Source organism: Kordiimonas laminariae (genome assembly GCF_023008165.1).
Taxonomy (GTDB): Bacteria; Pseudomonadota; Alphaproteobacteria; order Sphingomonadales; family Kordiimonadaceae; genus Kordiimonas; species Kordiimonas laminariae.
Window position 1 is genome coordinate 480,695 of sequence record NZ_JAKQZA010000001.1, and the last position, 26,044, is coordinate 506,738.

Annotated in this window: 24 protein-coding genes; 4 read left to right on the plus strand and 20 right to left on the minus strand. The window is 47.7% G+C overall.

Annotation, left to right across the window (positions count from 1 at the left end; all coding sequences use genetic code 11):
• Positions 1–100: 100 nt before the first annotated feature.
• From MF542_RS02275 to MF542_RS02320, 10 genes are all read right to left on the minus strand, one after another.
• The gene (locus MF542_RS02275; protein WP_247015511.1) at positions 101–730 is read right to left on the minus strand and encodes an OmpW/AlkL family protein; all 630 of its coding nucleotides are present in this window, start codon (positions 728–730) and stop codon (positions 101–103) included.
• Positions 731–841: 111 nt separating this feature from the next.
• The gene (gene ccoS, locus MF542_RS02280) at positions 842–985 is read right to left on the minus strand and encodes a cbb3-type cytochrome oxidase assembly protein CcoS (RefSeq protein ID WP_247015513.1); all 144 of its coding nucleotides are present in this window, start codon (positions 983–985) and stop codon (positions 842–844) included.
• Positions 985–3,291, minus strand: a complete 2,307-nt coding sequence (locus MF542_RS02285) for a heavy metal translocating P-type ATPase (protein ID WP_247015516.1) — start codon at positions 3,289–3,291, stop codon at positions 985–987. Before MF542_RS02285 ends, ccoS begins: the two co-directional genes overlap by 1 nt.
• Complete coding sequence (locus MF542_RS02290; protein ID WP_247015519.1) at positions 3,237–3,743, minus strand: FixH family protein; 507 nt, start codon at positions 3,741–3,743, stop codon at positions 3,237–3,239. The genes MF542_RS02285 and MF542_RS02290 overlap by 55 nt, the downstream gene beginning before the upstream one ends.
• Positions 3,743–5,158 carry a cytochrome c oxidase accessory protein CcoG gene (ccoG, locus tag MF542_RS02295; protein ID WP_247015521.1) on the minus strand — a complete coding sequence of 472 codons (1,416 nt, stop codon included), beginning with the start codon at positions 5,156–5,158 and terminating at the stop codon, positions 3,743–3,745. The genes MF542_RS02290 and ccoG overlap by 1 nt, the downstream gene beginning before the upstream one ends.
• Positions 5,159–5,179: 21 nt before the next feature.
• Complete coding sequence (gene ccoP, locus MF542_RS02300) at positions 5,180–6,055, minus strand: cytochrome-c oxidase, cbb3-type subunit III (protein ID WP_247015523.1); 876 nt, start codon at positions 6,053–6,055, stop codon at positions 5,180–5,182.
• Positions 6,052–6,204, minus strand: coding sequence for a cbb3-type cytochrome oxidase subunit 3 (locus MF542_RS02305; RefSeq protein ID WP_247015525.1), 153 nt, complete (start codon positions 6,202–6,204; stop codon positions 6,052–6,054). The genes ccoP and MF542_RS02305 overlap by 4 nt, the downstream gene beginning before the upstream one ends.
• A complete protein-coding gene (gene ccoO, locus MF542_RS02310) occupies positions 6,204–6,941 on the minus strand; it encodes a cytochrome-c oxidase, cbb3-type subunit II (RefSeq protein WP_247015526.1) in 738 nt (245 codons plus the stop codon). Before ccoO ends, MF542_RS02305 begins: the two co-directional genes overlap by 1 nt.
• Positions 6,934–8,373: a cytochrome-c oxidase, cbb3-type subunit I gene (gene ccoN, locus MF542_RS02315; RefSeq protein ID WP_247015528.1), complete on the minus strand. Its 1,440-nt coding sequence runs from the start codon at positions 8,371–8,373 to the stop codon at positions 6,934–6,936. The genes ccoO and ccoN overlap by 8 nt, the downstream gene beginning before the upstream one ends.
• Positions 8,374–8,383: 10 nt before the next feature.
• Entirely contained in the window at positions 8,384–9,118 is a 735-nt protein-coding gene (locus tag MF542_RS02320; protein ID WP_247015530.1) for a sulfite exporter TauE/SafE family protein, read from the minus strand.
• A gap of 240 nt (positions 9,119–9,358) precedes the next feature.
• On the opposite strand from MF542_RS02320, the gene MF542_RS02325 reads away from it, so the two are divergent.
• Positions 9,359–10,300 carry an aldo/keto reductase gene (locus MF542_RS02325; protein WP_247015532.1) on the plus strand — a complete coding sequence of 314 codons (942 nt, stop codon included), beginning with the start codon at positions 9,359–9,361 and terminating at the stop codon, positions 10,298–10,300.
• Between the two features lie 50 nt (positions 10,301–10,350).
• Here the strand turns inward: MF542_RS02325 and MF542_RS02330 are convergent, their stop codons facing one another.
• The 8 genes from MF542_RS02330 to MF542_RS02365 form a co-directional block, all read right to left on the minus strand.
• Positions 10,351–13,395: an efflux RND transporter permease subunit gene (locus MF542_RS02330; protein ID WP_247015534.1), complete on the minus strand. Its 3,045-nt coding sequence runs from the start codon at positions 13,393–13,395 to the stop codon at positions 10,351–10,353.
• 14 nt (positions 13,396–13,409) lie between these two features.
• Positions 13,410–14,534, minus strand: coding sequence for an efflux RND transporter periplasmic adaptor subunit (locus MF542_RS02335; protein WP_247015536.1), 1,125 nt, complete (start codon positions 14,532–14,534; stop codon positions 13,410–13,412).
• A 295-nt stretch (positions 14,535–14,829) separates the two neighbouring features.
• Positions 14,830–15,255: a hypothetical protein gene (locus tag MF542_RS02340; RefSeq protein WP_247015537.1), complete on the minus strand. Its 426-nt coding sequence runs from the start codon at positions 15,253–15,255 to the stop codon at positions 14,830–14,832.
• 67 nt (positions 15,256–15,322) lie between these two features.
• Complete coding sequence (locus MF542_RS02345) at positions 15,323–16,468, minus strand: alkaline phosphatase family protein (protein ID WP_247015539.1); 1,146 nt, start codon at positions 16,466–16,468, stop codon at positions 15,323–15,325.
• Positions 16,469–16,569: 101 nt separating this feature from the next.
• On the minus strand, positions 16,570–17,679 hold the full coding sequence (locus tag MF542_RS02350; protein WP_247015541.1) for an ABC transporter permease: 1,110 nt from the start codon (positions 17,677–17,679) through the stop codon (positions 16,570–16,572).
• Positions 17,669–18,616: an ABC transporter ATP-binding protein gene (locus tag MF542_RS02355; RefSeq protein WP_247015543.1), complete on the minus strand. Its 948-nt coding sequence runs from the start codon at positions 18,614–18,616 to the stop codon at positions 17,669–17,671. Before MF542_RS02355 ends, MF542_RS02350 begins: the two co-directional genes overlap by 11 nt.
• Positions 18,606–19,703, minus strand: coding sequence for a 3-oxoacyl-ACP synthase III family protein (locus tag MF542_RS02360; protein WP_247015545.1), 1,098 nt, complete (start codon positions 19,701–19,703; stop codon positions 18,606–18,608). The genes MF542_RS02355 and MF542_RS02360 overlap by 11 nt, the downstream gene beginning before the upstream one ends.
• Before the next feature lie 11 nt (positions 19,704–19,714).
• Positions 19,715–20,224 (minus strand): YHS domain-containing (seleno)protein, encoded by a 510-nt coding sequence (locus MF542_RS02365; RefSeq protein ID WP_247015547.1) that lies wholly within the window; start codon positions 20,222–20,224, stop codon positions 19,715–19,717.
• A gap of 205 nt (positions 20,225–20,429) precedes the next feature.
• Here MF542_RS02365 and MF542_RS02370 point away from each other — a divergent pair, with 205 nt between their 5' ends.
• Together MF542_RS02370 and MF542_RS02375 are read left to right on the plus strand one after the other, a co-directional pair.
• A complete protein-coding gene (locus tag MF542_RS02370) occupies positions 20,430–21,416 on the plus strand; it encodes an NAD(P)H-dependent flavin oxidoreductase (RefSeq protein WP_247015549.1) in 987 nt (328 codons plus the stop codon).
• A 106-nt stretch (positions 21,417–21,522) separates the two neighbouring features.
• Positions 21,523–23,643, plus strand: a complete 2,121-nt coding sequence (locus MF542_RS02375; RefSeq protein ID WP_247015551.1) for an FkbM family methyltransferase — start codon at positions 21,523–21,525, stop codon at positions 23,641–23,643.
• Between the two features lie 11 nt (positions 23,644–23,654).
• Here the strand turns inward: MF542_RS02375 and MF542_RS02380 are convergent, their stop codons facing one another.
• Complete coding sequence (locus MF542_RS02380; protein ID WP_247015553.1) at positions 23,655–24,575, minus strand: carbon-nitrogen hydrolase family protein; 921 nt, start codon at positions 24,573–24,575, stop codon at positions 23,655–23,657.
• Positions 24,576–24,588: 13 nt separating this feature from the next.
• Positions 24,589–25,356: a glutaminyl-peptide cyclotransferase gene (locus MF542_RS02385; protein ID WP_247015555.1), complete on the minus strand. Its 768-nt coding sequence runs from the start codon at positions 25,354–25,356 to the stop codon at positions 24,589–24,591.
• 294 nt (positions 25,357–25,650) lie between these two features.
• Here MF542_RS02385 and rplU point away from each other — a divergent pair, with 294 nt between their 5' ends.
• Entirely contained in the window at positions 25,651–26,004 is a 354-nt protein-coding gene (gene rplU / locus MF542_RS02390) for a 50S ribosomal protein L21 (protein WP_247015557.1), read from the plus strand.
• The last annotated feature ends 40 nt before the right edge of the window (positions 26,005–26,044 follow it).

Consider the following 26,044-nt stretch of genomic DNA (forward strand, 5'->3'; position numbering starts at 1 on the left):
CTCCTTTGCAGTGTCTTAGCCAGCAATAAACTGCTTACAAACAAAAACACCCTGCAGGATCATCCCGCAGGGTGTTTTTTTGCTCTAACCTGTCAGGGGTTTAGAAGCGGTAACCGAAACCAGCACCAAACACCCATGGGTCCAGATCAACATCAGCAGTTACAGCACCGCCGTTAATCTCAACATCTGTGTTCAGCCATAGCTTTTTGGCATCAATATTAAATACCCAGTTGTCATCAATCTTGAAATCTGCGCCAGCTTGAAGTGCCCAACCGAAGCCGTCATCATATTCAACAGAATCCACATCACCTTCATCACCGCCGTAGAAGATTGTGTAGTTGATACCCGCACCAACATATGGGCGAACACCACCTTCAGGGTTAAAGTGATACTGGAATGTCAAGGTTGGAGGCAGAACCCAAGTATCGCCAAGGCTCAGATTACCAAGAGCAGTACCACGAGCACCCATATTGTGCTTCGAAGTTGCAAGGATCAGCTCAGTCGCAAAATTCTTTGACCAGAAGTATGTGATATCCAGCTCTGGCACGATAGAACCGTCTGCTGTCGCCTCTCCGCCGATTGATGTTGTGCTGCTCTCATCTGGAGTTACAGAAATCGCACGCACACGGATTTGCCATGGGCTTTTTTCGTCGTCAGCAAGAGTTGCTACAGCGCCCATTTGAAGTGCAGCAGCGCAAGTTAGGATCTTAAATAAAGGAGAAATACGCATCTCTTTTTCCTCTCTGATAGTGTATGAGTGGAATTTAGCGATTCTAGCGTATTTCACTTTGATGAAAGTCAATTTTTCCTAAGAAAACCAACGTTTTCAGACGATTTTCAATTATTCATCGTCATCCAGTAGAATGCGGTGTGCGGCCCCCTCCAGATCATCATATTGACCAGACTTCATAGACCATAAAAACGCCGCTAAACCGATCACACCAAGGGACAATGCAATAGGAATTAAATAAGCGAGAACACCCATTAGTTTTTGCTCCTTAAGTTCAGACGGAACGCATTCAAAATTACCACAAGCGACGAACCAGACATAGCTGCCGCAGCCACCATCGGGGTAACATACCCCATAATCGCAAGCGGTATAGCGATAATATTATAGATGATCGCCAGCCCAAAGTTTTGCGCAACCAATTTGGTGGAATAACGCGCCACGGAAACTGCTTCATAAACTGGCATCAGTTTTTCACCCTGAAAAACAATATCCGCTGTATTCTGGCTGATATCCACGGCGGTTGACGGCGACATGGAAGCATCCGCTGCTGCGAGCGCTGGTGCATCGTTAAGACCATCTCCGACCATAAGCACTTTTTTGCCTTGAGCCTGCAAGTCTTTAAGGAAAGCACTTTTTTCTGTCGGATTAACCTCTGCAGTTACATGGTCGACACCAGCCTCACGGCCAATTTCATCCGCAACTACCTGTCTGTCACCAGAAAGGAGATATGTATCCACACCCAATTTCTTCAGCTTCTTAATCACATCCACAGTATCGCGGCGCAGTTGATCTGCGAAGGCAAACCGCGCTTCAGGCTTACCGTCGATGGCGAGCCATAGTTCAAGAACCGCATCACCACCGTGGTTTTCATCACCACACCAGCGGCGGCTACCCAGTTGGACGTTTTTCCCGTCCCATTCAGTTTGCAAACCCTTGCCCGGAAGCTCTTTCACATCAAGAGTTTCAATTTCACCATCGTACGCTCGAGTAATTGCCTGAGAAAGCGGGTGGTTACTTTTACCGGCAAGTGACGCCGCCAGCTTTAGATGCTCAGGCGCGTAATCACCATCAAGCAGCTCCGGTTTACCGAGAGTAAGCGTACCGGTTTTATCAAACACAATGGTATCAACAGTCGCCAATCGTTCAAGCGCATCACCGGATTTAAGCAGAATACCAGCTTTCAGGAGATTGCCAGACGCAAGTACCTGCACAACAGGCACCGCAAGGCCAAGCGCACAAGGGCACGTAATGATTAGAACAGTAACAGCGTTTAACAGTGCTACTTGCCAATCCGCCCCCATCAAGAGCCACCAACCAAGGAATGTAAACAGGCCAAATGTGTGCACAACTGGTGTGTATAATTTTGCAGCACGATCAGCGAGACGCACATATTTGGCGGCTCCCTGTTCGGCCACTTCCATCATGCGTACGATTTCACTAAGGAGACTGTTTTCAGATGCCTTAGTGACCACCATCTCAAACGGCGCCGATAGATTAAGAGTTCCGGCAAATACTTGCCCATCTTCCTGCACATGCTGCGGCAGGGTTTCACCTGAGATGAGTGACATATCAACCTCGGTTTCACCCTTGGTGATTGTACCGTCTGCAGGAATATTTTCCCCGACAGCAACAACAACAGTCATGCCGCTGTGCAGTTCCATGATCGGTACGCGCTTAATTTTACCTTCTTCGAGTATCGCAGCGGTTCCGGCGAGTTTTGAAAGAAGCCTAGAAGCAGAGGTGCGAGCCTTTCCTTTCGCGCGTGCGTCCAGATATCGCCCAATCAGAAGGAAGAAAAGAAGCATCACAGCGGAATCAAAATACACATGCTCACCACTGCGCATCACTTCTGAAATACTCATAGCGGAGGCAAGAACAACCGCCAGCGAGATCGGCACATCCATATTGGTATGGCCTTCCTTTAGTACAGAAAGCGCAGAGCGGAAAAACGGCATACCAGAATAAATGACAGTAGGAAGTGCAATCAGCGCAGATACCCAGTGGAACAAATCCCGTGTTGCAACACCCATGGTTACAGCATCTGTGGACCAAAGTCCGATGGAAACCAGCATAAGGTTACCTGCCGCGAAGCCAGCTACCGCAATGGCGCGGATCAAATTCTTTTCGGTTTCAGAAGTTTCGCCGTGCTTGTCATTATCCCCAAGGGCATGGAGCTTATAACCAAGCTTGCTAACTTTAGCAGAAAGCGCATCACCACGCTCGCGTACCCCCTTCCAGGAAAAGGAAAGGCGTTCTGTTGTCATATTCACGCGCACATAGGTTACTTCATTTTCTGAAGCGAGCGCGTTTTCAATCAAGCGAATACAGGATGCACAGTGAATACCTTCAGCCCCTAACTCAAGGCGGTATTCACCATCCTCAAGCTCGTGCGCCAGACCAGAGAAAATGGTCGACTGATGTGCTTCTGCGGCAGCATGATACGCCGCTTCACAGCCAGAGCAGCAAAAACCGTTCTCGCCCGCAGGTTCACCGCAGTGTTTACACTCTATTTTTGTTTTGCAACAAGTCGTGTCGACGCTTGATAGGTTTGCTGCTTCCACTCTACAAAAACCCTCACATTCCATTGGCCCTGTTCCAGATCAACCGGAAGCGCATAATGGCCATCACCGTTTTCAGTTAAGGACACGGTGAAATCCTTGCCGCTTACAACAGGGCGCATAAAAAAGGCACTTACCTTCGCCCCGTTAATCGGATTTTGATTTGCATCCAGAAGGCGTGTTTTAATCATACCGCCTTCCAGAGAGATATCGCTCGACCAGCCCAGTGCTTCCTGCTTAGCCGCTGCGGTAATCGTTTCGTTATAGTTCAGGCCTTCATTATAGGCATCATCTGTAACCACCCCTGTATGAGTCGTTGTGGCTACATAAACGAAGATACCGTCGAGGACCGCGAGCACAACAAAGAACGCGACAAAATACCAAGGGATCAACCTGTCACGCTTACGTGGGCCGCCCTCTGCCATATCAGCATTATGTTTTGTCGCGTCAGTCATTATGGTTTCTCGCTAATAAAGACACTGTCATATGTTTCAACAAGTGCGCCAGATGTATCACGAAGTTCGAATACAATCTCATGCCTTTTTGCCGCAGGTTTCGGCGCAGAAAGGAACAAGCGGAAATGGCCCACGCTATCTGCAAACACTGTCAGATCATCTGCTTCGATTTTACCAGCGCCCTGCATACGGATTTTCGCACCGTCAATCCCTGCGGCACTCAGTATGAAATGCCTGTCCGCATGGGTTTTATTCAGGATTTTGATATCATAGCCGTTCCGCACAGTACCGTCAGAAAGCTGAACAAACAGCGGGTTACGGTCATGAAGCACATGCAATTCTGTTTCCGCACGGTTCAGGAGACCATAAAGGATCACACTTCCAACAACGGCAAGAATACCAAAATAATAGAAAGTTCTGGTACGGAATATCTGTAGCTTTTCATGAATACCTTCACGGCGTTTTTCAAGCTGCGTGGTGGTATCATATTTGATCAAGCCGCGCGGCAGGTCGATCTTGTCCATAATATCATCGCAGGCATCAATACACAGACCGCAAGCGATACAGTCCATCTGCAAACCATCACGAATATCAATGCCAACCGGGCAAACCTGCACGCAGGCAGTACAATCAATACAGTGGCCTCGGCCTTCCCAGCTTTCGCCTTTCTTATGCTTACCGCGCTTTTCACCACGATCTTCATCATAAGAAATAATCAGCGTATCTTTATCAAACATGGCTGACTGGAAACGTGCATAAGGGCACATATATTCGCACACTTGCTCGCGCGCAAAACCCGCCATGATGTATGTAGAGAGCGTAAGGGCAATTACCCAGCTGATCACGCTCATCGGTACATCAAGGTGGATAATCTGCTCCAGAAGCGTTGGCGCATCATTAAAATAGAAAACCCAGGCACCACCAGTGAGCATACCAATCACCAGCCAGATAGAATGGGTAAGCGCCATCTTCCAGATTTTTTCAAAAGTCCATTTGCTTTTATGAAGCTTCATGCGCTTGGCACGGTCGCCCTGCACAATCCGCTCAACCCAAACAAACAGATCAGTCCATACTGTTTGAGGGCAAGCATAGCCGCACCAGACGCGGCCAAACAAACTGGTAACAAGGAAGAGTGACACCGCCGCGACAATGAGAATGCCGGTGAGGTAATATACCTCCTGAGGCCAAATCTCGATAAAGAAGAAATAGGCACGACGCGCAGGCATATCAATAAGAATGGCCTGATCTGGTGCGAACTCTCCCCTATCCCACCGCAGGAACGGTGCGAGATAGTAAATTCCGAGGAGGGTGACCATAGCCACCCATTTAATCTTACGGAATGTACCCCAAACACGCTTTGGAAAAACGCGTTCTTTTTTGGCGAACAGCTTCAAGGGTGCAGCAGTATCACTCATAATGTTTTCTTTCAGTTACTCTTACTTCTCACCGCCACCAAGGCTATGAACATAAATTGTAAGCTGACGAATAGTACTTGGGCTCAGGCGGCCTTCCCACGCTGGCATAATGCCGTGTTTTGGCTTTCTGATCTGTGACACAATGGCATTGCGGTCGTCGGCATAAAGCCAGATCGCATCAGCGAGGTTTGGCCCACCAAGCTCGCGAAGACCTTTGGCGTCCTCTCCGTGACATGCAGCACAGTTTTCTTCAAATACAACGGCACCACGTTCAGGAAGCGCATTACCAGCCGCTTTTGCCACCACATAATCAGCAACAGCTTCGATATCTTCCGCATCCAGAATATCAGCATAAGCTGGCATTTCATTGAAACGTGTTTCGTCATGATTCCCGCGGATACCATATTGAAGAGTTTGTTGAATATCTTCAATGGTACCGCCCCAAATCCAGTCATCGTCATTGAGGTTTGGATAACCAGGGCCACCTGCACCACCAGTACCGTGACAAGTTGCGCAGTTATCCTTGAAGGCAGATTTACCACCAGCGATGGCGAAGGCATAAAGCTCTTCATCATTCTGGATTGTTGAGAAATCCGCAGCATCAAAACGGCTTTGGTAAGCAGCTTTGCGAGCTACGATCTCTGCCTGTTGCTCTTCAAGCTGTTTATACTGGGTCCAGCCTGCAGTGCCTTCGGTGCCGCCACGTTCACCGTTACCAGTTAGAGTTGGCCATGCTGGGTAATAGAACCAATACCCAACCGCCCACACACAGCTAACGATGAAGATGATCAGCCACCAGCGCGGGGAAGGTGTATTAAGCTCTTTAATACCGTCCCAGCTATGGCCTGTGGTCTCAATACCACTTAGTTCATCAATATCTTTTTTCTCAGGTCTCATGCGTCATCCTCCGCTAGAGGAATGTTTTTATAGGATTCAATCTGCTGCTTCGCTTTTGGACGAAACGCCCAAATGGCGATAACAAGGAACGTGCCGAAGAAGAACAAAAGTCCCGTTGTACCGGCGTTGTTGGCAAGCCAATCAACCATTACTCGCCTCCTCTTTTCGGAGGCGCAGCTTTATAGTCTTTCAGCTCTGCCATTGTTCCAAGAACCTGCAGATAAGCGATAAGTGCGTCGAGCTCAGTGGTCATTTCCTTACCGTCGAAATTACGGTAATTCACTTTCTCACCATAACGCTCAACCAGACCATCATGATAATCGCTTTCGTTTGCCGCTTGTGCATACGCATCATTATGGGCATTGGCGATCATCTCATCAGTGTACGGAACACCAATGGTCTGCAGCACTTGCATATCTCTGGCGATATTTTCCAGATCAGCACCACGCTCAGCCAGATGCGGGTACGGAGGCATGATGCTTTCCGGTACCAGATCTTTCGGGCGTTTCATGTGCTGAATGTGCCATTCGTCAGAGTATTTACCGCCTACACGTGCGAGATCAGGTCCCGTACGTTTTGAACCCCACTGGAATGGGTGATCATACATGCTTTCTGCTGCAAGGGAGTAGTGACCATAACGCTCAACCTCGTCACGGAGTGGACGAATTTGTTGGCTGTGGCAGTTATAGCAACCCTCACGCAGGTAAACATTGTAACCCGCCAGTTCAAGCGGTGTATAAGGGCGAACTCCTTTCACCGGCTCGATAGTGGTTTCCATGCGGAAGAGTGGCAGGATTTCGATAATCCCGCCGATTGAGATCACAATCACAGTACAAAGGAGCAGAAGGATTGAGTTTTTCTCTAACTTCTCGTGATGCTTAAGCATGAGCTACCTCCTTAAAGCGAGATTCACTTTCTTCAGTTCTGTCGCCTTTGATTGTTTTGTAGAAGTTGTAAACCATGATCAGTGCGCCAACGAGGAACAGGATGCCGCCCAGTGCACGGATCAGATAGAATGGATGCATAGCCATCACAGATTCTACAAAGCTGTACTCAAGGAAGCCCATATCGTCGTATGTACGCCACATCAGGCCTTGCATGATGCCGGATACCCACATAGCTGCGATATAAAGCACGATACCGATTGTCGCGATCCACAGGTGCATATTCACAAGCTTGAGTGAATAAAGACCTTCGCGTTTCCAGAGAACTGGAACCAAGTGGTAAAGGGCACCGAAGCTGATGAAAGCAACCCAACCAAGCGCACCAGAGTGTACGTGACCAATAGTCCAGTCAGTATAGTGGCTGAGAGCATTCACTGTTTTGATAGACATCAGTGGGCCTTCAAATGTGCTCATACCGTAGAAAGCAAGTGAGATGATCATGAAACGAAGTACAGGATCTTCACGTAACTTATGCCAGGCACCGGAAAGGGTCATCATACCGTTTACCATGCCGCCCCATGAAGGCATCCAAAGCATGATAGAGAATGTCGCACCCAGTGTTTGTGCCCAATCTGGAAGAGATGTGTAATGAAGGTGGTGAGGACCAGCCCAGATATAGATGAAAATCAGTGACCAGAAGTGCAGAATAGACAGACGGTAAGAATATACCGGACGCTCAGCACGTTTTGGCACAAAATAATACATAATACCCAGGAAACCAGCTGTCAGGAAGAAGCCCACAGCGTTATGGCCGTACCACCACTGAATAAGCGCAGACTGTACCCCGCCCCATAGTGGGTAGCTTTTCACACTTGTGAAAGACACAGGGATAACCGCGTTGTTCGCGAGGTGCAGAACCGCCACTGTTACGATGAACGACAGGAAGAACCAGTTACCCACATAAATGTGTGCTTCTTCGCGGTTCTTCAGGGTCATCAGGAACACAACCAGATACACAACCCAAACAATGGTTAGCCATAGATCAGCATACCACTCAGGTTCAGCATATTCTTTACCCTGTGTAACACCTGTTACATAACCAACAGCCGCTAAGACGATAAAGAACTGGTATCCCCAGAAAGTAAAGTTTGCAAAACCATCACCCCACAACCGCGTACGGCAAGTACGCTGAACTGAGAAGTAGCTGGTTGCGAACAGTGCGTTACCACCGAATGCAAAAATCACAGCTGAAGTATGGAGCGGACGCAAGCGACCGAAGGTGAAATATTCACCGAAGTTTAGTTCCGGGAACGCCATTTGCAACGCGATAAATACCCCGACCGCGAAGCCAACGACACCCCAAAAAACAGTGGCGAGCGTAAATTTCTTTACGATCTCGTCATTATAGATTGGTTTTTCCGTGAGTTTATTCATGCCTCTTCCCTCACAAGACCATACCGCCAGCCATTACCATTAAGCTGACGCCATTTACGGCCATAACAAACGCTGCAACCGAGCGGACCTGGGCGGGCCAGCGGTTAAGCGCAAATTGAGTTCCAGTTCCAACAAGAAAAAGCGAAGGTACGGTTCCTACCCCGAAAGCTAACATGCCAAACGCGGCTGTAGCGGCGTGCCCTGTAGCAGCAACTGCCATCACCGCGGCAACTACAAGGCCACAAGGCAAGAAGCCAAGTAGAATGCCAAGAGCATACCGCTGCAAAGGATCTGGGTTCGCGAAAAAAGGACGGGCCAATCTTCCGATAATATGTCCAAACTTCTGGCCAACCACCAATCCAGTGTTAGCTTTAACCAAGCGCTTTAAACTCGGAACTGCATTAACTAGAAACAAAAGTCCTGCAACGCTTAGGAGCACAAAAGCTACGCCGCGCTGCACAGGTGTACCTACCAAGAATTGGGAAAGACTTGCTCCGACCATCCCAAGGAGAATGTATGTTGTGACCCTGCCAAGATGATACGGCAAAAGCGCCGCAGCTTGAAGACGTTTTAATACACCTTCTTCACCGCCCGATTTTTTACCGCCAACCTGAGCCATAACAAAGGGCCCACACATACCAACACAGTGGGTCGCACTTCCCAGCAGCCCGCCAAGGAACAGCGAAAAGATAATGCTGCCGTTTGCGTCCAGCGCAACTTGGCATTGCTGTAAGAAGTATTCCACAATATTGGCCCTTATAGGTATTACACCATGCTTAAAGGTGTAAGTTGTTGGGCCGGAAGTTGGTTTGACTTTTGTCAAAAGGGAATGTCTGTGCGGCAGCTTGTCACAAAAAATGCCTTTAACTGCGTCAGTTTGTCCCCAATTTGAGCTTTGCGGTGCGACATTTAGGTAGACATCGACCAAAATTAAGCCACTATAACCCTTCGTTTTTGCAACTTGTTATTATTACATGAGAATCACATGGCACTCTCTCTCCCCCTTTCAAAAGACGCACGCCCTATGGGCCAATCAGGATTAACATCTTTCCCCCTCGCCTTCGGCACCATGGGCCTTGATCCAAAATCCGTCAGCGATGCGGTGGCTGTTATCGAACACGCTCGTTCTCTTGGTTTTGATCAAATTGACAGCGCTGACATATACGGATACAAATCACCTTTAGGTTTCGGCAGCATCGAAGCTCTGCTTGGCAAAGCACGTGAAGCATCGCCAGAGATATTCAAAGGAACCTTTACCGCGACCAAGGGCGGTATCAACAAAGAACTGGGCGCGCCTTATGTGCAGTCTCGGGATTATATCACCAGCGCCTGCGAAGCTTCCCTAGAACGCCTTGGGGTAGAAACCATTGATCTCTACTATATCCACCGCCCGGATATGCTCACACACCCAGAAGAATTGGCAAGCGCTCTTGAAGCGCTTAAAGCCGCTGGGAAAATCCAGCATATCGGTGTTTCCAATTTCACCACTTCACAAGTAAGCGCACTGGCATCCTATTTAGATAGTCCCATTGTAGCCCACCAACTTGAAATCTCACCGTTCGAGATAAACCCGATGACAGGTGGCCTACTTGATCAATGTATGGAAATGCAGATTGCACCTATTGCCTGGTCCCCACTTGGGCACGGCCGCCTAATTACTGGGAATACAGAAGGCTTGAGCACAGATAGAGCCGCACGCCTTCTGCGCATAAAAGCAGTGATTGATGCCATCGCACTCAAGCATAAAACAGATAATGCATCTGTTTGCCTTGCTTTCCTTCTGGCACACCCTGCGAAGATTATCCCCATCACAGGAACCATCAAAACCAAACGCCTTGATGAAGCTGTTGCAGCCCTTGAGTGCACGCTGGACAGGGAAGACTGGTACAGCATCATTGAAGCCTACAACGGCGTTCGCATGCCATAATAAAAAGGCGCCTCTTGGGGCGCCTTTGCCTTGATAAGCTTTCTTGTGTCTTACGCGTTCGCGGCCTCACGGCGATAGAACATGTAGTAAAGTGCTGGCACGAAGAAGAGTGTAAGCACAGACGCAATCGCCAAACCGAACATCATCACTGCCGCGAGCGGAGACCACAGCGCACCACCCGTTAAGTAAAGCGGCAGGAGGCCAACCACCGTTGTGATGGATGTAAGCAGGATCGGCTGAAGGCGTTTTCCCCCTGCCGCTACAATCGCGCTCAACAAATCAGTTTCCTTTCGCTCAATATCGATCTGATCAACAAGCACGATGGAGTTGTTAATCACGATACCCGCAAGGCTGATAATGCCAAGTGTTGCGAAGAAGGAAAGCGGCTCACCCGTTACAAGCAGCCCAACCGGCACCCCAATAAGCGCCAGCGGCACTGACATAAAGATGATAGCACTGCGGCGCATAGAGTTGAACTGGAACACCACCGCAAGGATCATCAGAAGGAAAGCAAACGGAAGGCCTGCGCCCAGCTTGCCGTAGATCTCAGACGAATCCTTCAGTTCACCACCAATCGTGATTTTATAGCCGCCAGATAGATCGACCTTGTTCAGATCAGCTTCAATGGTGTTATAGAGCTCTTGCGCAGTAAGCTGGTTGCTTTTCGCCCGAACAGTGATTGTGCGCACCTGATCCTTACGGCGGATTTGTGACATAACAAGTTGGGTATTCAGCGTTGCCACCTGCTCAAGCGACATCAAACCATCCGGGCCCGGAAGCACAATGTTCAGAAGGTCTTCAACACTGTTACGGTCCCGTTCTGAAGCACGAAGCATAATCGGAATAGTTTCTGATGCCTGACGGAAATCCGAAATCTGATACCCATCAAAATAAGCGCTGAGCACCTGCGCCATCTGCTCTGACGTAATATCAAGGCGACGAGCATTATCCTGATCAACATCAATCAGGAATTTCATTACTCGTTGACCCCAGTCATGCTTGTTTTCAATCACTCCTGGAGCCTGCGCGAAGATTTCCTTCACTTCATTACCCATATCAAGAAGACGGGATGCATCAGGGCCAGAAAGCTCGATCTCAACCGTGCCACTTTCGCCCGCGCCCATGCTAAGGCGTTTCACACGGAACACAGCATCAGGAATATTTTCAAATGCATACCGTTTGAAGCGTTCGCCAAACTTATTTGCGCCTTCATTCGAACTTGTGTTTACAAGGAAGAAAGCAAATGCCTGATCAGGGTCCTCAGGGCTAAGCGCCAGATAGAAACGCGGGCCACCATCACCAACATAAGCGATATGATCAACCACTTCAGGGTTGATATCCTTATCAGCGATATAGCGCATCGTTGCTTTGGCAACGGCTTCTGTTGCTTCAATATGAACACCCTTTGGCATATCCATATAAATCAGCACTTCACCGCGCTCACTGACCGGGAACATTTCATTCTTCGCATACCCAAAGAGCTGCATAGAACCGAACACAAGGGCATAACACACCAGCACAACAACACCCGCACGCTTGGTAAAGGTGCGAAGAAGCGGCATGTAAATCTCCGCCAGTTTAGACGGCTTACGCTCTTCCTCAGGTATCATATCCTTCTTTGAAAGCTTCAACACCTTAGCGGCGATAAGCGGCATGAAATACATGGCAGAAAGCCATGAACCCGTGAGCGTAAGCACCACAACGGTACCTAGTGAGAAGGCATATTCACCCTCGTTCCCCACAAGTAGGAAGAAGGGCGTGAAAGCAAACATGGTTGTAAGCGACGATACAAGAAGCGGCACAGCAAACTGTTTGCCAGCGCCAACCGCTGCTTCATGGTTTGATTGCCCCTCTTTGATCCGGCGGAGAATATCTTCCACCACCACAACCCCGTTATCCACAAGAAGACCAAGGGAGATAATCACCGCGGCAATGGAAACCTGCTCAAGCGCAATACCAAGTACGGACATTCCAATCAGCGAGAACATAATCGCAAACGGTACAATGGAGGCGATAACAATACCCGAGCGCACACCAAGGAACAAAAGAACCACAATAAGCACCACAACGAAGGTTTGCCCCACGTTGCTAAGCGCATTGTTTACTGATTTAGTTACCTCAGCTGGCTGGAAGGTTGCAAAATCAAGCTTATAACCAATCGGCAGGCCATCTTCGAAAGCTTCAGTGGCGGTCTTCACACCATCACCCACCTGCTGGATATCAAAGCTTGGCTGCATCTGCACTGTTACAACAACAGCAGGGCGCAAATTATAGAAAATTGGTTTCTGCTTCGGTGAAACATAACCGCGTTTCACCGTTACCAAATCCTTCAGACGTACGAAATCACCTGCATCATTAATTTTAATGAGCATGTTTTCAATTTCTTCAACGCTCTGGAAATCACCCGATGCTTCGAGCTGGAAAGAAGCGCCATCCGCATTCAGCTCACCCGCTGGCAGAATGATATTCTGCTTCTGCAGGTTGTCGATAAGCGTGTTTACCTGCGCCCCGATAGTGGCGAACCGCCGGGCATCAAGCTCAAGCCAGATGCGTTCTTCTTGCACGCCAGAAACTTCAACTTTGGCCACACCTTTCACAGTATAAAGCGTGCGCTGCAGATCTTTTGCGGTTTCTTCCATCTCGTTATAGGAAAAACCCTCAGCCGTAAGCGCAATAGTGGCAATCGCCACGTCGCCCACATCTGTGTTTACAAACGGCCCCTGTGCGCCAGAAGGCAAATCACGCTTCAGGTCATTCATTTTATCCCGAAGGTCCTGCCAGATACCATCCAGATCAGAATATTCATCTTTCAGCGTAACGCTGGTGCGAAGGCTACCGGTTTTAATAACCGTGTTAATTTCCTTCACTTCCTTGATTTCCCGAACCTTGCGTTCCAGCTGTTCGGCAATCAGTTTTTCCATCTTCTGCGGCGGCAGGCCGGGGAATTTTACATCCACCTGCGCGTTTCTGATGGTAATTTCCGGATCTTCCCGCTTGGAGAAGTTCGGATATAGAATAAAACCAGCCATCACGAGGCCTACCATAAGCAAGTAGGCGAACCGTGATTTGGATAATCCAAATTCAGTAAGAGACATGAAAATTCCCCTAACTAGCGCAGGTCTGGCAGACGGCGAACTTTCTGGCCGTCGCTCAGGTAAGATACACCAGCAGAAGCGATAAGCTCACCAGCGTTCAAGCCAGATGTTACAATCGCCATATTGCCACGTACGCCAGAAATCACCACTTCACGGGCTTTCACTGTTGAGGAGACAGGATCAAACACATAAAGAAGGTTGGTATCTTTATGCTCATCCCGCACCGCACGAGCACGGTCCATTTCACCCGCTTCGCTCAGCACAAAACAGTGGATAGGCACAAGGAACCCTTCTGTACCGCCAATGAGGTTCACGGAAACTTCCACTTCAGCTGGCATGCCAGCCTTCAGGTTGCTGTTGCTGTCTTCAAGAACAACCACCACCGGGAACGCAGAAACCTGCTGTGCGCGAGAACCTAGTTCCTTAATGTGCCCCTTCAGGCCAGTAAGGTTCAGATCAGAAACCTCAACGCTCGTTTGGTCACCCACTTTCAGGTCATTGATCACAGTAGACGGCACATTAAAGGCAACTTCATACGTACCTTCACCGTAAAGAGTAAGCACTGCATTGCCCGGTGAAACCGTATTAAAGGAATCTACATTAAGGGCTGAAATCACACCAGAAAACGGCGCCTTCAAGGTTGATTTAACAAGTTTTTCTTCTGAAAGACCAAGTTGCTGGCGCGCCTGTTCCACCTGTGCGACAGAGCTTTTAAGCTGTGTATCAGCGGAATCGTATGCCGCGCGAGTTACGTTGCCTGATTGAAGAAGCGCTGCTTTACGCTCGAAATCCGTACGGGCATTTTTCTCAGAAGCTTCCGCTTGCTCAAGGGCCGCACGCGCCTGCTGCACCTCAAGCTTGAGCGATGTATCATCAAGCTGCAGTAGCACATCACCAGCCTTCACCCGCTCTCCCACTTCCAATGAAACTTCACCAAGCTGGCCTGAGATTTCAAAAGAAAGCTTACTTTCTTCTGATGGCTGAATAACACTTGGATATGTACGCAGCATCTTTGATGCTGATTGGGTTACTTCAAAAACCCGAAGCCCTTTAACAGGTGCTTCTTTCTGAGTTTCATTTTCCGAACTGCCGCAAGCTGCAAGGAATGCGACGAGAAGAAGGGAGGTTAGAACACGCATTTCAAAACTTTCTTGGTTAATGGGTTCAATATCTAGGTTTTACCCTACACTGAACATCACGGGATGCCAAACTTTCGATTATAAAAATGAATATAATTCGAACCTTGTGCAAAATTCAATCTTGGGCGCACGACCTATAGAAAACAGGCAGTTGAGGCGACTTGTTCGGACGATTAGGACATGTTTTTCAGAAATCAATCAGCCGTTTTCAAGTTTGATAGGATGATATAAACATTACGAATTAATGCATTATAGATGTTTGGCACCCGATGAGCATGCAGCAGAAGTAAATCACCTAATCAGATTTTACCTCACCACATTTCTCTGTGACTTGAATATGTTTAAGGTCTTCGAGAATAGACAGATCTTCAACTCCCATAAAATGCAGGTAAGCTGGGAAAAACTCATTCATTTGACGATAAACATTAGTACCTTGGATCAGGATAAAAGGAGCCTCCTGAACTAAAGGCGGTAATTGCTCGGAAAGCGCACTAAAATTAACCGATGTTTGCGGATGGTTGCCCATATATGTCAGCAGCACAGTGTCTTTAATCTTAAGTTTTACAATCAAAAAATCAGTGCCATTTCGAAATATCTCAACACCGTCTATGTTGTGAACACACAAATTTTCTTCGAGTTGAAAACGCCTGTCCTTTATCCTCTCTTCAGCCTTAACCGCCACACTTAAAAAGACAAGAAAAACTAAGAAACACCTATTCATTTACATCCTCATACTTCGAAAATTGCCTTCACCTCAATTTGTAAGATGATAGCAAACAAATACCTTCTTACTTCATCATTTCCTTGATGGGAGCGCCTGCTTTTTTCCCTGCGTGGTCACCCTTATAATCATACCCAAGGAAGCGGGCGGTTGTTGCTGCTATTTGGGAAAGGGTTACGACAGGCCCACCGGATACCTCCCCTACCGCAGGGGTATCTGGCCCTATCACCGCCATCCAGATTTCCGTATCGCCTTTGTAACTGGAGATAGCTTCTGCACCGTCTTCTTTCCGGTATTTAAACCGTCCATGGGATTTCCATGCTTCAAGGCTTTCACTGCCGCGCCCATGATCTGTTGTGATGATCATGGTGGTTTTGCCGCTGTAGCGCTTGTCAGACTGGAACCATACCCACAAATCACTAATCATCTGGTCAGTTCTGTGTGCAGCATCCACATAAAGATCATAATGGCCATCATGGGCAAAATCATCAGTTTCCCCCATGGCGATATAGACGAGATCAAGCTTTTCCTTTGCCATTGCTTCACGGGCGAACCCCATGGTGAAGGCATCAAGACGTACTGTATCCCACGGACTTGGAATTTGTTCCTGCAGCTTGTTCAGTTCTTTCACCCTTGGTGAAACACTTTCATCATACGCTTCAAACCCAGCGTTTACAGGCACACCGGAACGGCTTTCATTCACAATATACGGAAATACATCCCACGAACCGAATGCAGCAACCTTCCCTTTGTGTGCAGGCTTACCGTTCAACCATTCAAGAATGGTGCGGTTCGGGTTTGGTATTTTATCATTGCTGGTGATACGGGCATCATCCGCAAATCCTGTAAGGATTTCGCTATACCCCGGATAAGAAAAATGAAATTGGTTGGTGATGTTACCAATACTGCCCTTTGCACGGTTTCCGTATAACTGGCCTTCCTTGCCGACCGTATCCCAGAAAAACGGCATCATCACACGGCGGCGTTCATCACCTGTTTTCCGCCAGTATTTCTTTTTAAAATCACCGTGGGTTTTCTTGTAGGCGATATAATCCTTCTGGTCGAAGAAGGCCCTATCCACGCCTGTGAACAGTTCCTGCCAGCGGAGGCCATCAATAGTGATAAGCACCACTGTTTCTGTTGCTTTATCCGCAGCCACGCTGGCGCTTGAAATCATAAACGCTGCAGCGATACCAAGAAATTTCAGCTTCATTATGCTTTCACCCCCGAAAACCGTTTGGCAATAAAACGGATACTGAATGCCAAAACCCATCGGCACAAGCAGTATTTGCCAAACAGTTATTTGGGATAAAGTTAGTCCAGCTTCGCGCGGTATGCCCTGAGAGCAAACAGCATCGCAATTACCATAAAGATAAGAATGGGCAGCAGTTCATGTGCCACGGCTGCAAAACTTTGCCCCTTTAGCATCAAACCACGTGCCATCCTTACAAAATGCGTAAGCGGTAGTATCTCAGCAATCACCTTGGCCCAGATTGGCATGCCTTGATAAGGAAACATAAAACCTGAAAGCAGCATGGAAGGCAGATAAAAAGCCACGGCCCCCTGCACGGCCTGCAACTGTGTTTGTGCGAGGGCTGAAAAAGCGAAACCGAGCATTAAATGCGCAACAGCAAACAGCGGCACCACAATCAACAAAAGCGCTGCAACTCCGCTCATGGGTACACTGAACAACACATTCGCTGCCACCACAACAAGTACCGCCTGCAAAAGCGCCATAACCACACACGGGCTAAGCTTGCCAAAAAGCGCATCAAGCCCTTCAACCGGGGTCGTGAGAAGTGTTTCCCATGTGCCCCGCTCCCGCTCGCTCACCAGTGAAAGCGCACCCAGCATAAGCATGCTGATCATAATCACCACACCTACAAGGCCGGGTACTATTGTCCAGGCGGTTTCTCGTTCTGGGTTATAGAGCCAAACCGTATTGGAAGTAGCGTTCCCAACTTCCCCCATCAGCAAGTGCTTCAGGTAAGCATTTTCCATCATACTAGCTGCCGCTGCCACTGCTTGCGCGTCGGACGCATCAACATATACCGTAAGCGGTTTTGCATCCGCTTCCAGATCATCAAAATCGACTTCTTCCGCCAGTTCAATACCAATAAGCGCCTGTCCGCTGCGCACGCGTGCTTCGGCACTTCCTTGCGGCAAGAGTCCATCCAGCGGAAGAAAATAACCTGTTCCTTCTGCAATCGTTTCCAGCCGCTCATAAAGCCCATCCTGCGTGCCTGCAATAGCCATAGGTACATCCTTAGGATTCATATTCACAGCGAACCCAAAAAGGATAATTTGCACAAGAGGGATCAACACAATCAGGGAAAACGTGGTACGTTCCCGCATCAATTGAATAGTCTCAAGCCGGGCAACAGCCGTAATTCGGTGCAGGCGGCGTTTGATATTACTGAACATAAAGCCCGCCCTTTTCTTCTGACCAACCACGCACAAGCGCAAGCGCTGCATCTTCAATCGTTGGGGCCTGCATCTGAACTGGTATTCCCTTCCGCTCCGAGAACTCCATCAAGGCAGGCAGTTCTTCAGAAGGCAAGGCAAGACATGAGCCATCGGTTTTCTTTACGATACTGAGCGTGTAAGGCTGTTCGGTAAGTTCCTTGAGGTAGCTTTCATAATCAGTGCTCAAGAAAGTTACACGGGTTACGAGAGATTGCCCAATAATCTCATCCAGTGTACCGCTCGCAACAATAGAACCATCCACAAAGAAGCTGGCTTTATCACACCGCTGTGCTTCCATCAGATCATGGGTGGAAACAATAACGCCAACGCCCTTATCGGCCAGTTTACTGATGCATTCCCACACCTCGGCTTTAGCATAAGCATCAAGCCCGGCCGTTGGTTCATCAAGCAGCACCAGTTCAGGGCCGTGCACCAACGCCGCGGCAAGTTGAAGCTTTCGTGCCCAGCCACCTGAAAGCTCGCGCGCACGGGCATTTCGGTATTCGCCTAGTTCGAATTCTTCAATAAGTTTCGCAACAGCCGCTTTGGCATCCTTCAGGCAGTAAACATCAGCCCGGAAACGGAGATTTTCTTCAACAGTGAGATTATCATAGAGCGAATGCTTCTGCGCCATATAACCCACACGGTGACGCATACTTTCAAACGCTTTTCTATCCCCTCCTTCAAGGTTATAGCCAAGCACCGTGCCAAAGCCACCATCCGGTGGCAAAAGCCCTGCCAGCATACGAAGGCATGTGGTTTTACCGCCACCATTAGCCCCCAAAAGCCCATACACCTGCCCTTTTTCAAGGGTCAGATCAAAGCCATCAATTGCAATACGTTCACCAAAGCGTTTCTGAAGCACGGAAACGCTGAGAAGTGGTTCATAATCCATGTGTGTACCGGAACCCACCATACAGATATTTGGTTGCCTCAGCTCCCAGTATCAATGCGGTTTCCCCCCCAACCATTTGTTTTCTAAGTTCTGCAAGCGCCAGCCAGATAGCGGCTGAGCCTGTATTGCCGCGCTTATGCGCATTCACAAAGACACGGCTGCCATCCATGCCCATATGTTCTTCCATCAATGCACCCATATTACCGTTCGCCTGATGCGGGATAATATGGTTCACATCTTCAATGCCGCTGCCGATGGAAAGCGATGCCTGAATACCTGCGATAAACAGCTCTGGCCCGTTCACACGTACAGAGCCAAATTCATGAGCAAATTCAATCACGTCACCACTTGTAAAGGGTGCGCTTGAACCACCTTCAAGTACTGTAAACCCAGGTTCACGGCCGAGGCCTATATGCCCGAAGAAACTGTGGGAAAGCTTGCCTTTGCTTTCGTATCCCTCAGGTACAAGAATAATCGCGCCTGCCGCATCACCCATCTGCACCAAATTCACCAATTGGCCTGCATCTTCTTTCACCCGCTCAGGATCAAAGTAAGCAGAACCGGTTTCAGAGCCCACGATAGCAATGGGCTTTGCGCTTGGGCCAGAAAGCATGCCGTATCCGATAGCGAGTGCATTGGCGAAGCCCGTACATGCCTGCCTTAGTTCCATATAAGGCCCACGGTATTCGAGCTTATCTGCCACAAACGCCATGTTGTTAGGAATAAGACGCGCCGGGCTTGCCGTATGGCCAATGATATAACCAAGATCACTTACCACCATACCTGCATCAGCAAGGGCTTCCTTAATCGCTTGAGCAGCCAGATCAGGGTTACTATGCCCCTCCCTTGGGCCTTCCCTACGCTCCAGAAGATCGCGCGCAATGTGCCTGTGCTGGATATTCATTTTCTCAGCGTAAATACGGCCACGTTTTGCGCATTCGAGCCCAAACTGCTTTTCCATATGTGCGAGAAGCTCAGGCGTGGAAATCGGTGCGCCCGGAAGGGCAAAGCCAGTTCCAGCAACACCAAGTTCGCTGGTATTGTGCCAGAAATTCATATCTGCATCAGGGAAGTGAGGATCAAACATAGGGGGAGGTCCTACTGTTGGTTAACATTTTCCGGAGAGGGTTCAAGCGCCTTCGTTTTGATAGCGCTCCATTTTCTGTTGGCATCCTGGATATTGCCTTGTCTATCCAGATTCCAAAGGGCCTGAGCAAAACCATTGGCATTAAGATAAAGCTGTCCATCAACCACCGCCCAGTTTTTTGGGTTAATATCGACAACATTACCAAGAGACATGGCATAGGCACAATAACCACCATATGCGGGAATGTATTTTTCAGGCGCCAATGCGAAGGCATTTTTATTTTCCGCCGTTGAGAAATGGTAAGTAACACCCGCATACTCATAAGCCTGCTCTGCATTACCTTCAGCGGGTTTGGCAGCAGCATGATAGGCAACAGGATCATACCCTTTAATACCTACACCTTCTTTTGCATTCACAACCGTTTCAGGCGTTACATAGCTTTTACCGCACGCAGCCAGAATAGATACACACGCTAAAAGCTGTGCCCATTTCAACATACCTTTAAAAAAAACAAACCACATAAACATCTGCCTAATTCAATATCGACTATGGTATGGCGGTACCTAAGATGACACCAATAAACAGGTTTCACCGTTCGGTGATCACAGCGCGAGCGGGATGGATTTTTTAATTTTCAATAATAATTGGACTATTGGGTCCATAAATCTATTCTCTCTTTCGAGAGTGCTAAGCAAAAAGCACAATAGAATTAGTAGAGAGGGAAACATGGCTTTACCTGAACAGTTTGATAATTTGCGTATTCCGGTGATTGGTTCACCCCTTTTCATTATCTCGAACCCTGATCTGGTGATTGCACAGTGTAAAGCGGGTATTGTGGGTTCATTCCCTGCACTGAATGCTCGCCCAGGTCCGGTTCTGGAAGAATGGCTCATCAAAATCACAACAGAGCTTGATGCCTATAATAAAGCCAACCCAGATAAACCAGCAGCACCGTTCGCAGTGAACCAGATTGTACACAAATCAAATGACCGTTTGATGCACGATGTGGAACTATGTGTGAAATATAAGGTGCCGATTATCATCACATCGCTTGGTGCACGTGTTGAAGTAAACGAGGCTATCCATTCTTATGGTGGTATCGTACTCCATGACATCATCAACAATAAGTTCGCAAAGAAAGCGATTGAGAAAGGCGCTGATGGCCTCATCGCTGTTGCCGCTGGCGCTGGCGGTCATGCTGGCACAACATCACCGTTCGCGCTTATTCAGGAAATTCGTGAATGGTTTGATGGACCGCTGGCGCTATCTGGTTCTATTGCAACAGGTGATGCTGTTTTAGCGGCTGAAGCAATGGGTGCTGACCTCGGCTATATTGGTTCTGCCTTCATCGCAACTGAAGAAGCAAACGCCGATCAGGCTTACAAACAATCCATCGTGGATTATGCTGCAGATGATATTGTTTACACCAACCTATTCACCGGTGTTCACGGGAACTATCTGAAGCCTTCCATCGAAGCTGCGGGCATGGACCCAAACAACTTGCCTGAAAGCGATCCGTCCAAGATGAGCTTCGGTTCTGGCGGTAATGAAAAATCTAAAGCATGGAAAGATATTTGGGGCTGCGGCCAAGGTATTGGCGCTGTGAAGGATATTCGCCCAGCAGGTGAAGTGGTTGCACGGTTGATGGATGAGTATGCAACAGCAAAGAACCGGATTTTAGGCGGAAGCGCGGCAAAAGCAGCTGCGGAGTGAACCTTCGCTTACCTGATGCTTAATCATGTAATTTTACTGGAATACAAGTGGACTAGAATGTTACAACTCTAGTCCACTTTTTATATGTAGTATTCTCGGTAAAGTAATGACGTTTAGCAATTTACATCAGCAAATTGATTATAAAGGGATTCATCTCTCTAACCCCTATTATCTGCAAATATTATCTTCTGTTAAAGCTGCAGTTCCCAGATTTTATAAGAAGCTAGATATTGATACCCTCACCAAACGTTTTGATAACGGTGATGCTAAAGCGGCAAACAAACCAGAAGAGAGTTTTTTTCTTCTGAAGGAAATGATGAATAATTTTCGTACGATGTCTCGTATGGACTTACTTACTTCTGCTAGATCGCTTATTAAAAACCACCCGAATGATGATAGTTTATATTTCCTGATTGGCCTTATATTTGTACGTGCTGCACACTATGCAGATGCCATGACATATCTTCAGCTCTGCACCTACTACAATGATGACCATATTGATGCCTGGTCTGTTCAAGGGCTTCTTGCATCATTGGCGAAGGATTACGGCAAAGCAATTCCAGCTTCAAAGAAAGCACTCCAAAACGGTAAGAATTTGCACAGCACCTTACCAAAAGCTTTTACGTTTAGTTTGTTTTTAATGGGAAGCCCTAGCCAGGTTCTACCCTTTAAAACCGCAGAACTTTTTGAAATGAATAGTCAAGCTTCTGCACAAATATTGGATGATACCAATATAACGTTCCATAAAGTGCCGGACAGTATGGACCAACTCGCTAAAAAGCCTGTTATACTATGTAGTTGTGACAGTGGCTACTTCGGCAAGTTTGCCCAGAACTTGTTGCTTTCACTGAAAAACAGCCAAAACCTCCATACCGTTCACATTCACCTAATGAACCCCACGACAGAAGATTTAGCATGGCTGGATGGGTATGAGGGACCTCAATTAATTGTCTCTAGTGAAACAAGTGAAGACGAGTTTTCAGAAAGACCTACATACCTTGCCTCTTTGAGATTCATTCGTGCTGCATACTTCATTGAAAAATTTAAAACCGATTATTTAATTGTTGATGCGGATTCCCTCCTGAATAATCAAAAAGCTCTGGAAAAATTTTATAAAACTGAAGAAAACATCGCGCTTTATTACATTGGTGAAAGCCCCATCTGGGATACGATATCAGCGCCATTTGTTTTTATTCCCCATACTGATGCTGGCAAAGGCTTCATTAACCGCTGCGCTAATTATCTCTACAGTGCTTTTTACAGCCAAGAAGAAGCGCAAGTCTTTTGGTATATTGACCAAATGGCTCTGCTTGGCAGCTATATGTATGCCCAAGATAATGTCAGTTTGATTGATGCTAAATTTCTTTCCGATGTGGGCTGCAGCCCTGACGCTATCTTCTGGACTCTTTCCAATGATAAGGAAAAAACTGAATATGTAGCAAAATGTGAAGAGCTGCAGATGCGCTACGGTTCCGCTACCCAACAGCAAGCGGTAACGAACGAACCAAAACTTTATACAGACCTTCAGGACAAAGACCTTCTGCAAAAGTTTATATCTGCTCTTACAGACAGCCCGGAAAATTCCAAGGTTATGCAGATCGGTGCCAATGATGGTGTATCCTATGACCCTGTTTATCATAATATCCAGGATAGACAGGACATCCATATTACACTCATAGAACCTGTTGTGGATTACTTCCGTACTCTGGTTCAGAATTACGCAAGCCGTAAAAATGTAAGTTTCCTGAATATCGCTGTATCAGACCGTAACGGCGAAGCAGAGCTAAGATATATTCCTTTACATGCCGTACAGAGCGAAAAACTGCCCAAATGGGTACAAGGCATGGCCACCCTAGAATTCAATAAAAATGGGATGGATGATGTTTATGAAACATCAGATGGTTCGCAGGAAACAGATCTGGCCATTAATGTGCAGATACAAGAAACTCTTGAGAAGCAAATGGCTCGCCTCGTGGAAATCAACGAGCTTCTGGATCACAGCTTTTATGACAACCTGCACCTTCTGGTAACAGATTGTGAAGGACACGATTACACAATCCTTAAAGCACTTGATCTAGAAAGGCGGACACCAAACCTCATTCTCTCCGAATGGAATTTGATGAACAAAGAAAAACAAGAAGAGATTATCGCTAAATTCTCTCCTTGTTATTCACTCTATCTTGGGCATGAGTATTTCTTTGCAGTGAAAAAAGGGATTGCCGCTTAATCGCGGCACTCCTACTTACACGTGCTCTGTGGTTCCTCATTCACATGCAAACTAAAAATATCTGGCCTGCCGTAATGGCCCACCACATCCAGATCATACTTACCACGGATAATTTCTGATTTATCCATCTCAGCCGTAAGGATGGTTTCCTTACCAAATACCGGAGCTGCCAACACTTCCCCCATGGGAGAGATAATGCAGCTTCCTCCCCTGATCAGTACTGTATCATCAGCCTCGCCCTGTACCGGATGATAATCTTCTGGGCCGTACCCACGTTCCATATACTGACAGGCGGAAAGCACAAAGCAGCGGCCTTCAAGAGCGATGGTTTGCATTGTCGGCAGCCATACATCGCGATCATCCACCGTTGGGGCGCAGTAAAACTCTACACCTTTACCGTACATAGAAAGGCGAAGCTGCGGCATATAATTTTCCCAACAGATAGCGCCCCCAAGTGTGCCGATCTCGGTTTTAGGGGCAGCGAGCGTTGACCCATCACCAAAGCCCCACACTACACGTTCAAGCGCCGTTGGCATAAGCTTGCGGTGCTTACCAATCATGCCGCCATCAGGGCTGAAATAAAGGCTGGTGCAATAAAGCGTACCGCCATCACGCTCAACAACACCAACAACCAGATAAACATCCAATTTTTGAACGATTTTACCAATCTGGTCTGTATCAGCGGAAGGCACCTCAATAGCATTTTCTACATAGCGCTGAAATTCCACACGGCCCTCGGGCGTACGCGAGCCAAGCCTCACGCCAAAATCCAATCCTTTGGGGTAGCCACCAATAAAGGCTTCAGGCAACACAACAAGCTTCGCACCCTGGCTTGCTGCATCGCTGATCAGGTCTGCCAGTTTTTCAAAAGTTGCTTTCTTATCATAAAGCGGCGTGCCAGCCTGCACCACCGCACCAATAATCGTGCTCATAAAGCCCTCCCAACTATTTTATTTTAACGAGCCGTATCTCAAAAAGCTTTGGCCAGTATTTCCCAGTTACAAATAATTTGCCTTCAGCATTAACAGCGATGCCGTTCAGAACATCCGTATAACCAGGAATAATATCTTCACGGCTCAGCAAACCTCTTAGGTTTATCAAGCCAACAACATCGCCATTTTCAGGGTTTATTCTTGCGATAAAATCTGTCTGCCAGATGTTTGCAAATATCTCACCATCCACCCATTCCAGTTCATTGATGTTTATCAGCGGGCGCCCTTGGGCTTTTACTTCTATCCGGCGAACTTCGTTGAGCGTTTCCGGATCAAGAAACCGGATCGCCGGTGTCCCGTCACTCATCAGAATATGCGTATCATTGCGGGTTAGCCCCCAGCCCTCACCCGGATATTCGAATGTACCCTTCATCTTGAAGGAATTGATATCCCATTCAAATCCCGTCTGGTGCCGCCAACTGAGGCCGATTAAACGGTCCCCCCAATCAATAATACCTTCCCCGAATATACCTGCTGGAAACTTCTCTACCTGCACCGTGTTTCCTGTTTCCAGCTCCACTTTACGGATAGTGGATTGATCAACCTGCCCCGTGCTCTCAAAAAGGTAGCCATCCTTGAAGAAAAGCCCTTGAGTAAAGGCTGTAGTGTCATGCGGATAAACATTCACAATTTCATAGCTATAGACAGGAATATCTCCCTGCCTCTTTTGCTCTAACGGCAAAAACAGGCTTATGAGTAATATGAAGCTGTTCAGTATCATCCCGGTATCTCGCTATGGGTTTTCAAAAGCTATAGCTTTCCTTTTCCTGATACCCAATGCAATTATTCTATGCTCACAGGCAATTTACTTAAAGAGCCTACCTTGCTGATAGGCAGACTCTGGTTGACTCTTAGCCCCAAATCCGTATATTCCGCCCATTCGGCAGAAGGAAGCGATTCCTGCTGCCTCTTTTGCTATGTAACTATAGCCAGCGGAAACCGCCCAAAGTGTGGGATATTTCAAAGGGTTAAGCCCCACCCGGTTTACTGCGGTAAGAATTGAAAGGAACATTTGATGTTCGCAATCGTTAAAACAGGCGGTAAACAGTACCGCGTTACTGAAGGCGACGTTGTTAAAGTTGAGAAGCTTGACGGCGAAGTTGGTAAGTCAATCACTCTTGATGAAGTACTGATGGTTGGTGATGACAAAGGCGTTAAAGTGGGTGAGCCACTTGTAAAAGGCGCTAATGTTACTGCTGAAGTACTTGAGCAAAAGAAAGACAAAAAAGTAACAGTTTTCAAAAAGAAGCGTCGTCACAACTACCGTCGTAAAGTTGGCCACCGTCAGGAGGTTACTGTACTTCGTGTGACTAAGATCGCTAAGACAGCTAAAAAAGCTGCGAAGAAAACTGAAGAAGCTGCGGCTTAAGTCCGCGTCCGTTGAAGCTATAAGCTAAGGAGACACTCTA

Coding starts and splice junctions, on each gene's coding strand:
- MF542_RS02365 (WP_247015547.1), bottom strand. CDS start 20,224: ATGTGGTTTGTTTTTTTTAAAGGTATGTTGAAATGGGCACAGCTTTTA.
- ccoN (WP_247015528.1), bottom strand. CDS start 8,373: ATGAATAAACTCACGGAAAAACCAATCTATAATGACGAGATCGTAAAG.
- MF542_RS02360 (WP_247015545.1), bottom strand. CDS start 19,703: ATGTTTGATCCTCACTTCCCTGATGCAGATATGAATTTCTGGCACAAT.
- MF542_RS02335 (WP_247015536.1), bottom strand. CDS start 14,534: ATGCGTGTTCTAACCTCCCTTCTTCTCGTCGCATTCCTTGCAGCTTGC.
- MF542_RS02345 (WP_247015539.1), bottom strand. CDS start 16,468: ATGAAGCTGAAATTTCTTGGTATCGCTGCAGCGTTTATGATTTCAAGC.
- MF542_RS02275 (WP_247015511.1), bottom strand. CDS start 730: ATGCGTATTTCTCCTTTATTTAAGATCCTAACTTGCGCTGCTGCACTT.
- MF542_RS02375 (WP_247015551.1), top strand. CDS start 21,523: ATGACGTTTAGCAATTTACATCAGCAAATTGATTATAAAGGGATTCAT.
- MF542_RS02340 (WP_247015537.1), bottom strand. CDS start 15,255: ATGAATAGGTGTTTCTTAGTTTTTCTTGTCTTTTTAAGTGTGGCGGTT.
- ccoO (WP_247015526.1), bottom strand. CDS start 6,941: ATGCTTAAGCATCACGAGAAGTTAGAGAAAAACTCAATCCTTCTGCTC.
- MF542_RS02330 (WP_247015534.1), bottom strand. CDS start 13,395: ATGTCTCTTACTGAATTTGGATTATCCAAATCACGGTTCGCCTACTTG.
- MF542_RS02355 (WP_247015543.1), bottom strand. CDS start 18,616: ATGGATTATGAACCACTTCTCAGCGTTTCCGTGCTTCAGAAACGCTTT.
- ccoS (WP_247015513.1), bottom strand. CDS start 985: ATGGGTGTTCTCGCTTATTTAATTCCTATTGCATTGTCCCTTGGTGTG.
- MF542_RS02290 (WP_247015519.1), bottom strand. CDS start 3,743: ATGACTGACGCGACAAAACATAATGCTGATATGGCAGAGGGCGGCCCA.
- ccoP (WP_247015523.1), bottom strand. CDS start 6,055: ATGAGACCTGAGAAAAAAGATATTGATGAACTAAGTGGTATTGAGACC.
- MF542_RS02325 (WP_247015532.1), top strand. CDS start 9,359: ATGGCACTCTCTCTCCCCCTTTCAAAAGACGCACGCCCTATGGGCCAA.
- MF542_RS02380 (WP_247015553.1), bottom strand. CDS start 24,575: ATGAGCACGATTATTGGTGCGGTGGTGCAGGCTGGCACGCCGCTTTAT.
- MF542_RS02305 (WP_247015525.1), bottom strand. CDS start 6,204: ATGGTTGATTGGCTTGCCAACAACGCCGGTACAACGGGACTTTTGTTC.
- rplU (WP_247015557.1), top strand. CDS start 25,651: ATGTTCGCAATCGTTAAAACAGGCGGTAAACAGTACCGCGTTACTGAA.
- MF542_RS02385 (WP_247015555.1), bottom strand. CDS start 25,356: ATGATACTGAACAGCTTCATATTACTCATAAGCCTGTTTTTGCCGTTA.
- ccoG (WP_247015521.1), bottom strand. CDS start 5,158: ATGAGTGATACTGCTGCACCCTTGAAGCTGTTCGCCAAAAAAGAACGC.
- MF542_RS02350 (WP_247015541.1), bottom strand. CDS start 17,679: ATGTTCAGTAATATCAAACGCCGCCTGCACCGAATTACGGCTGTTGCC.
- MF542_RS02370 (WP_247015549.1), top strand. CDS start 20,430: ATGGCTTTACCTGAACAGTTTGATAATTTGCGTATTCCGGTGATTGGT.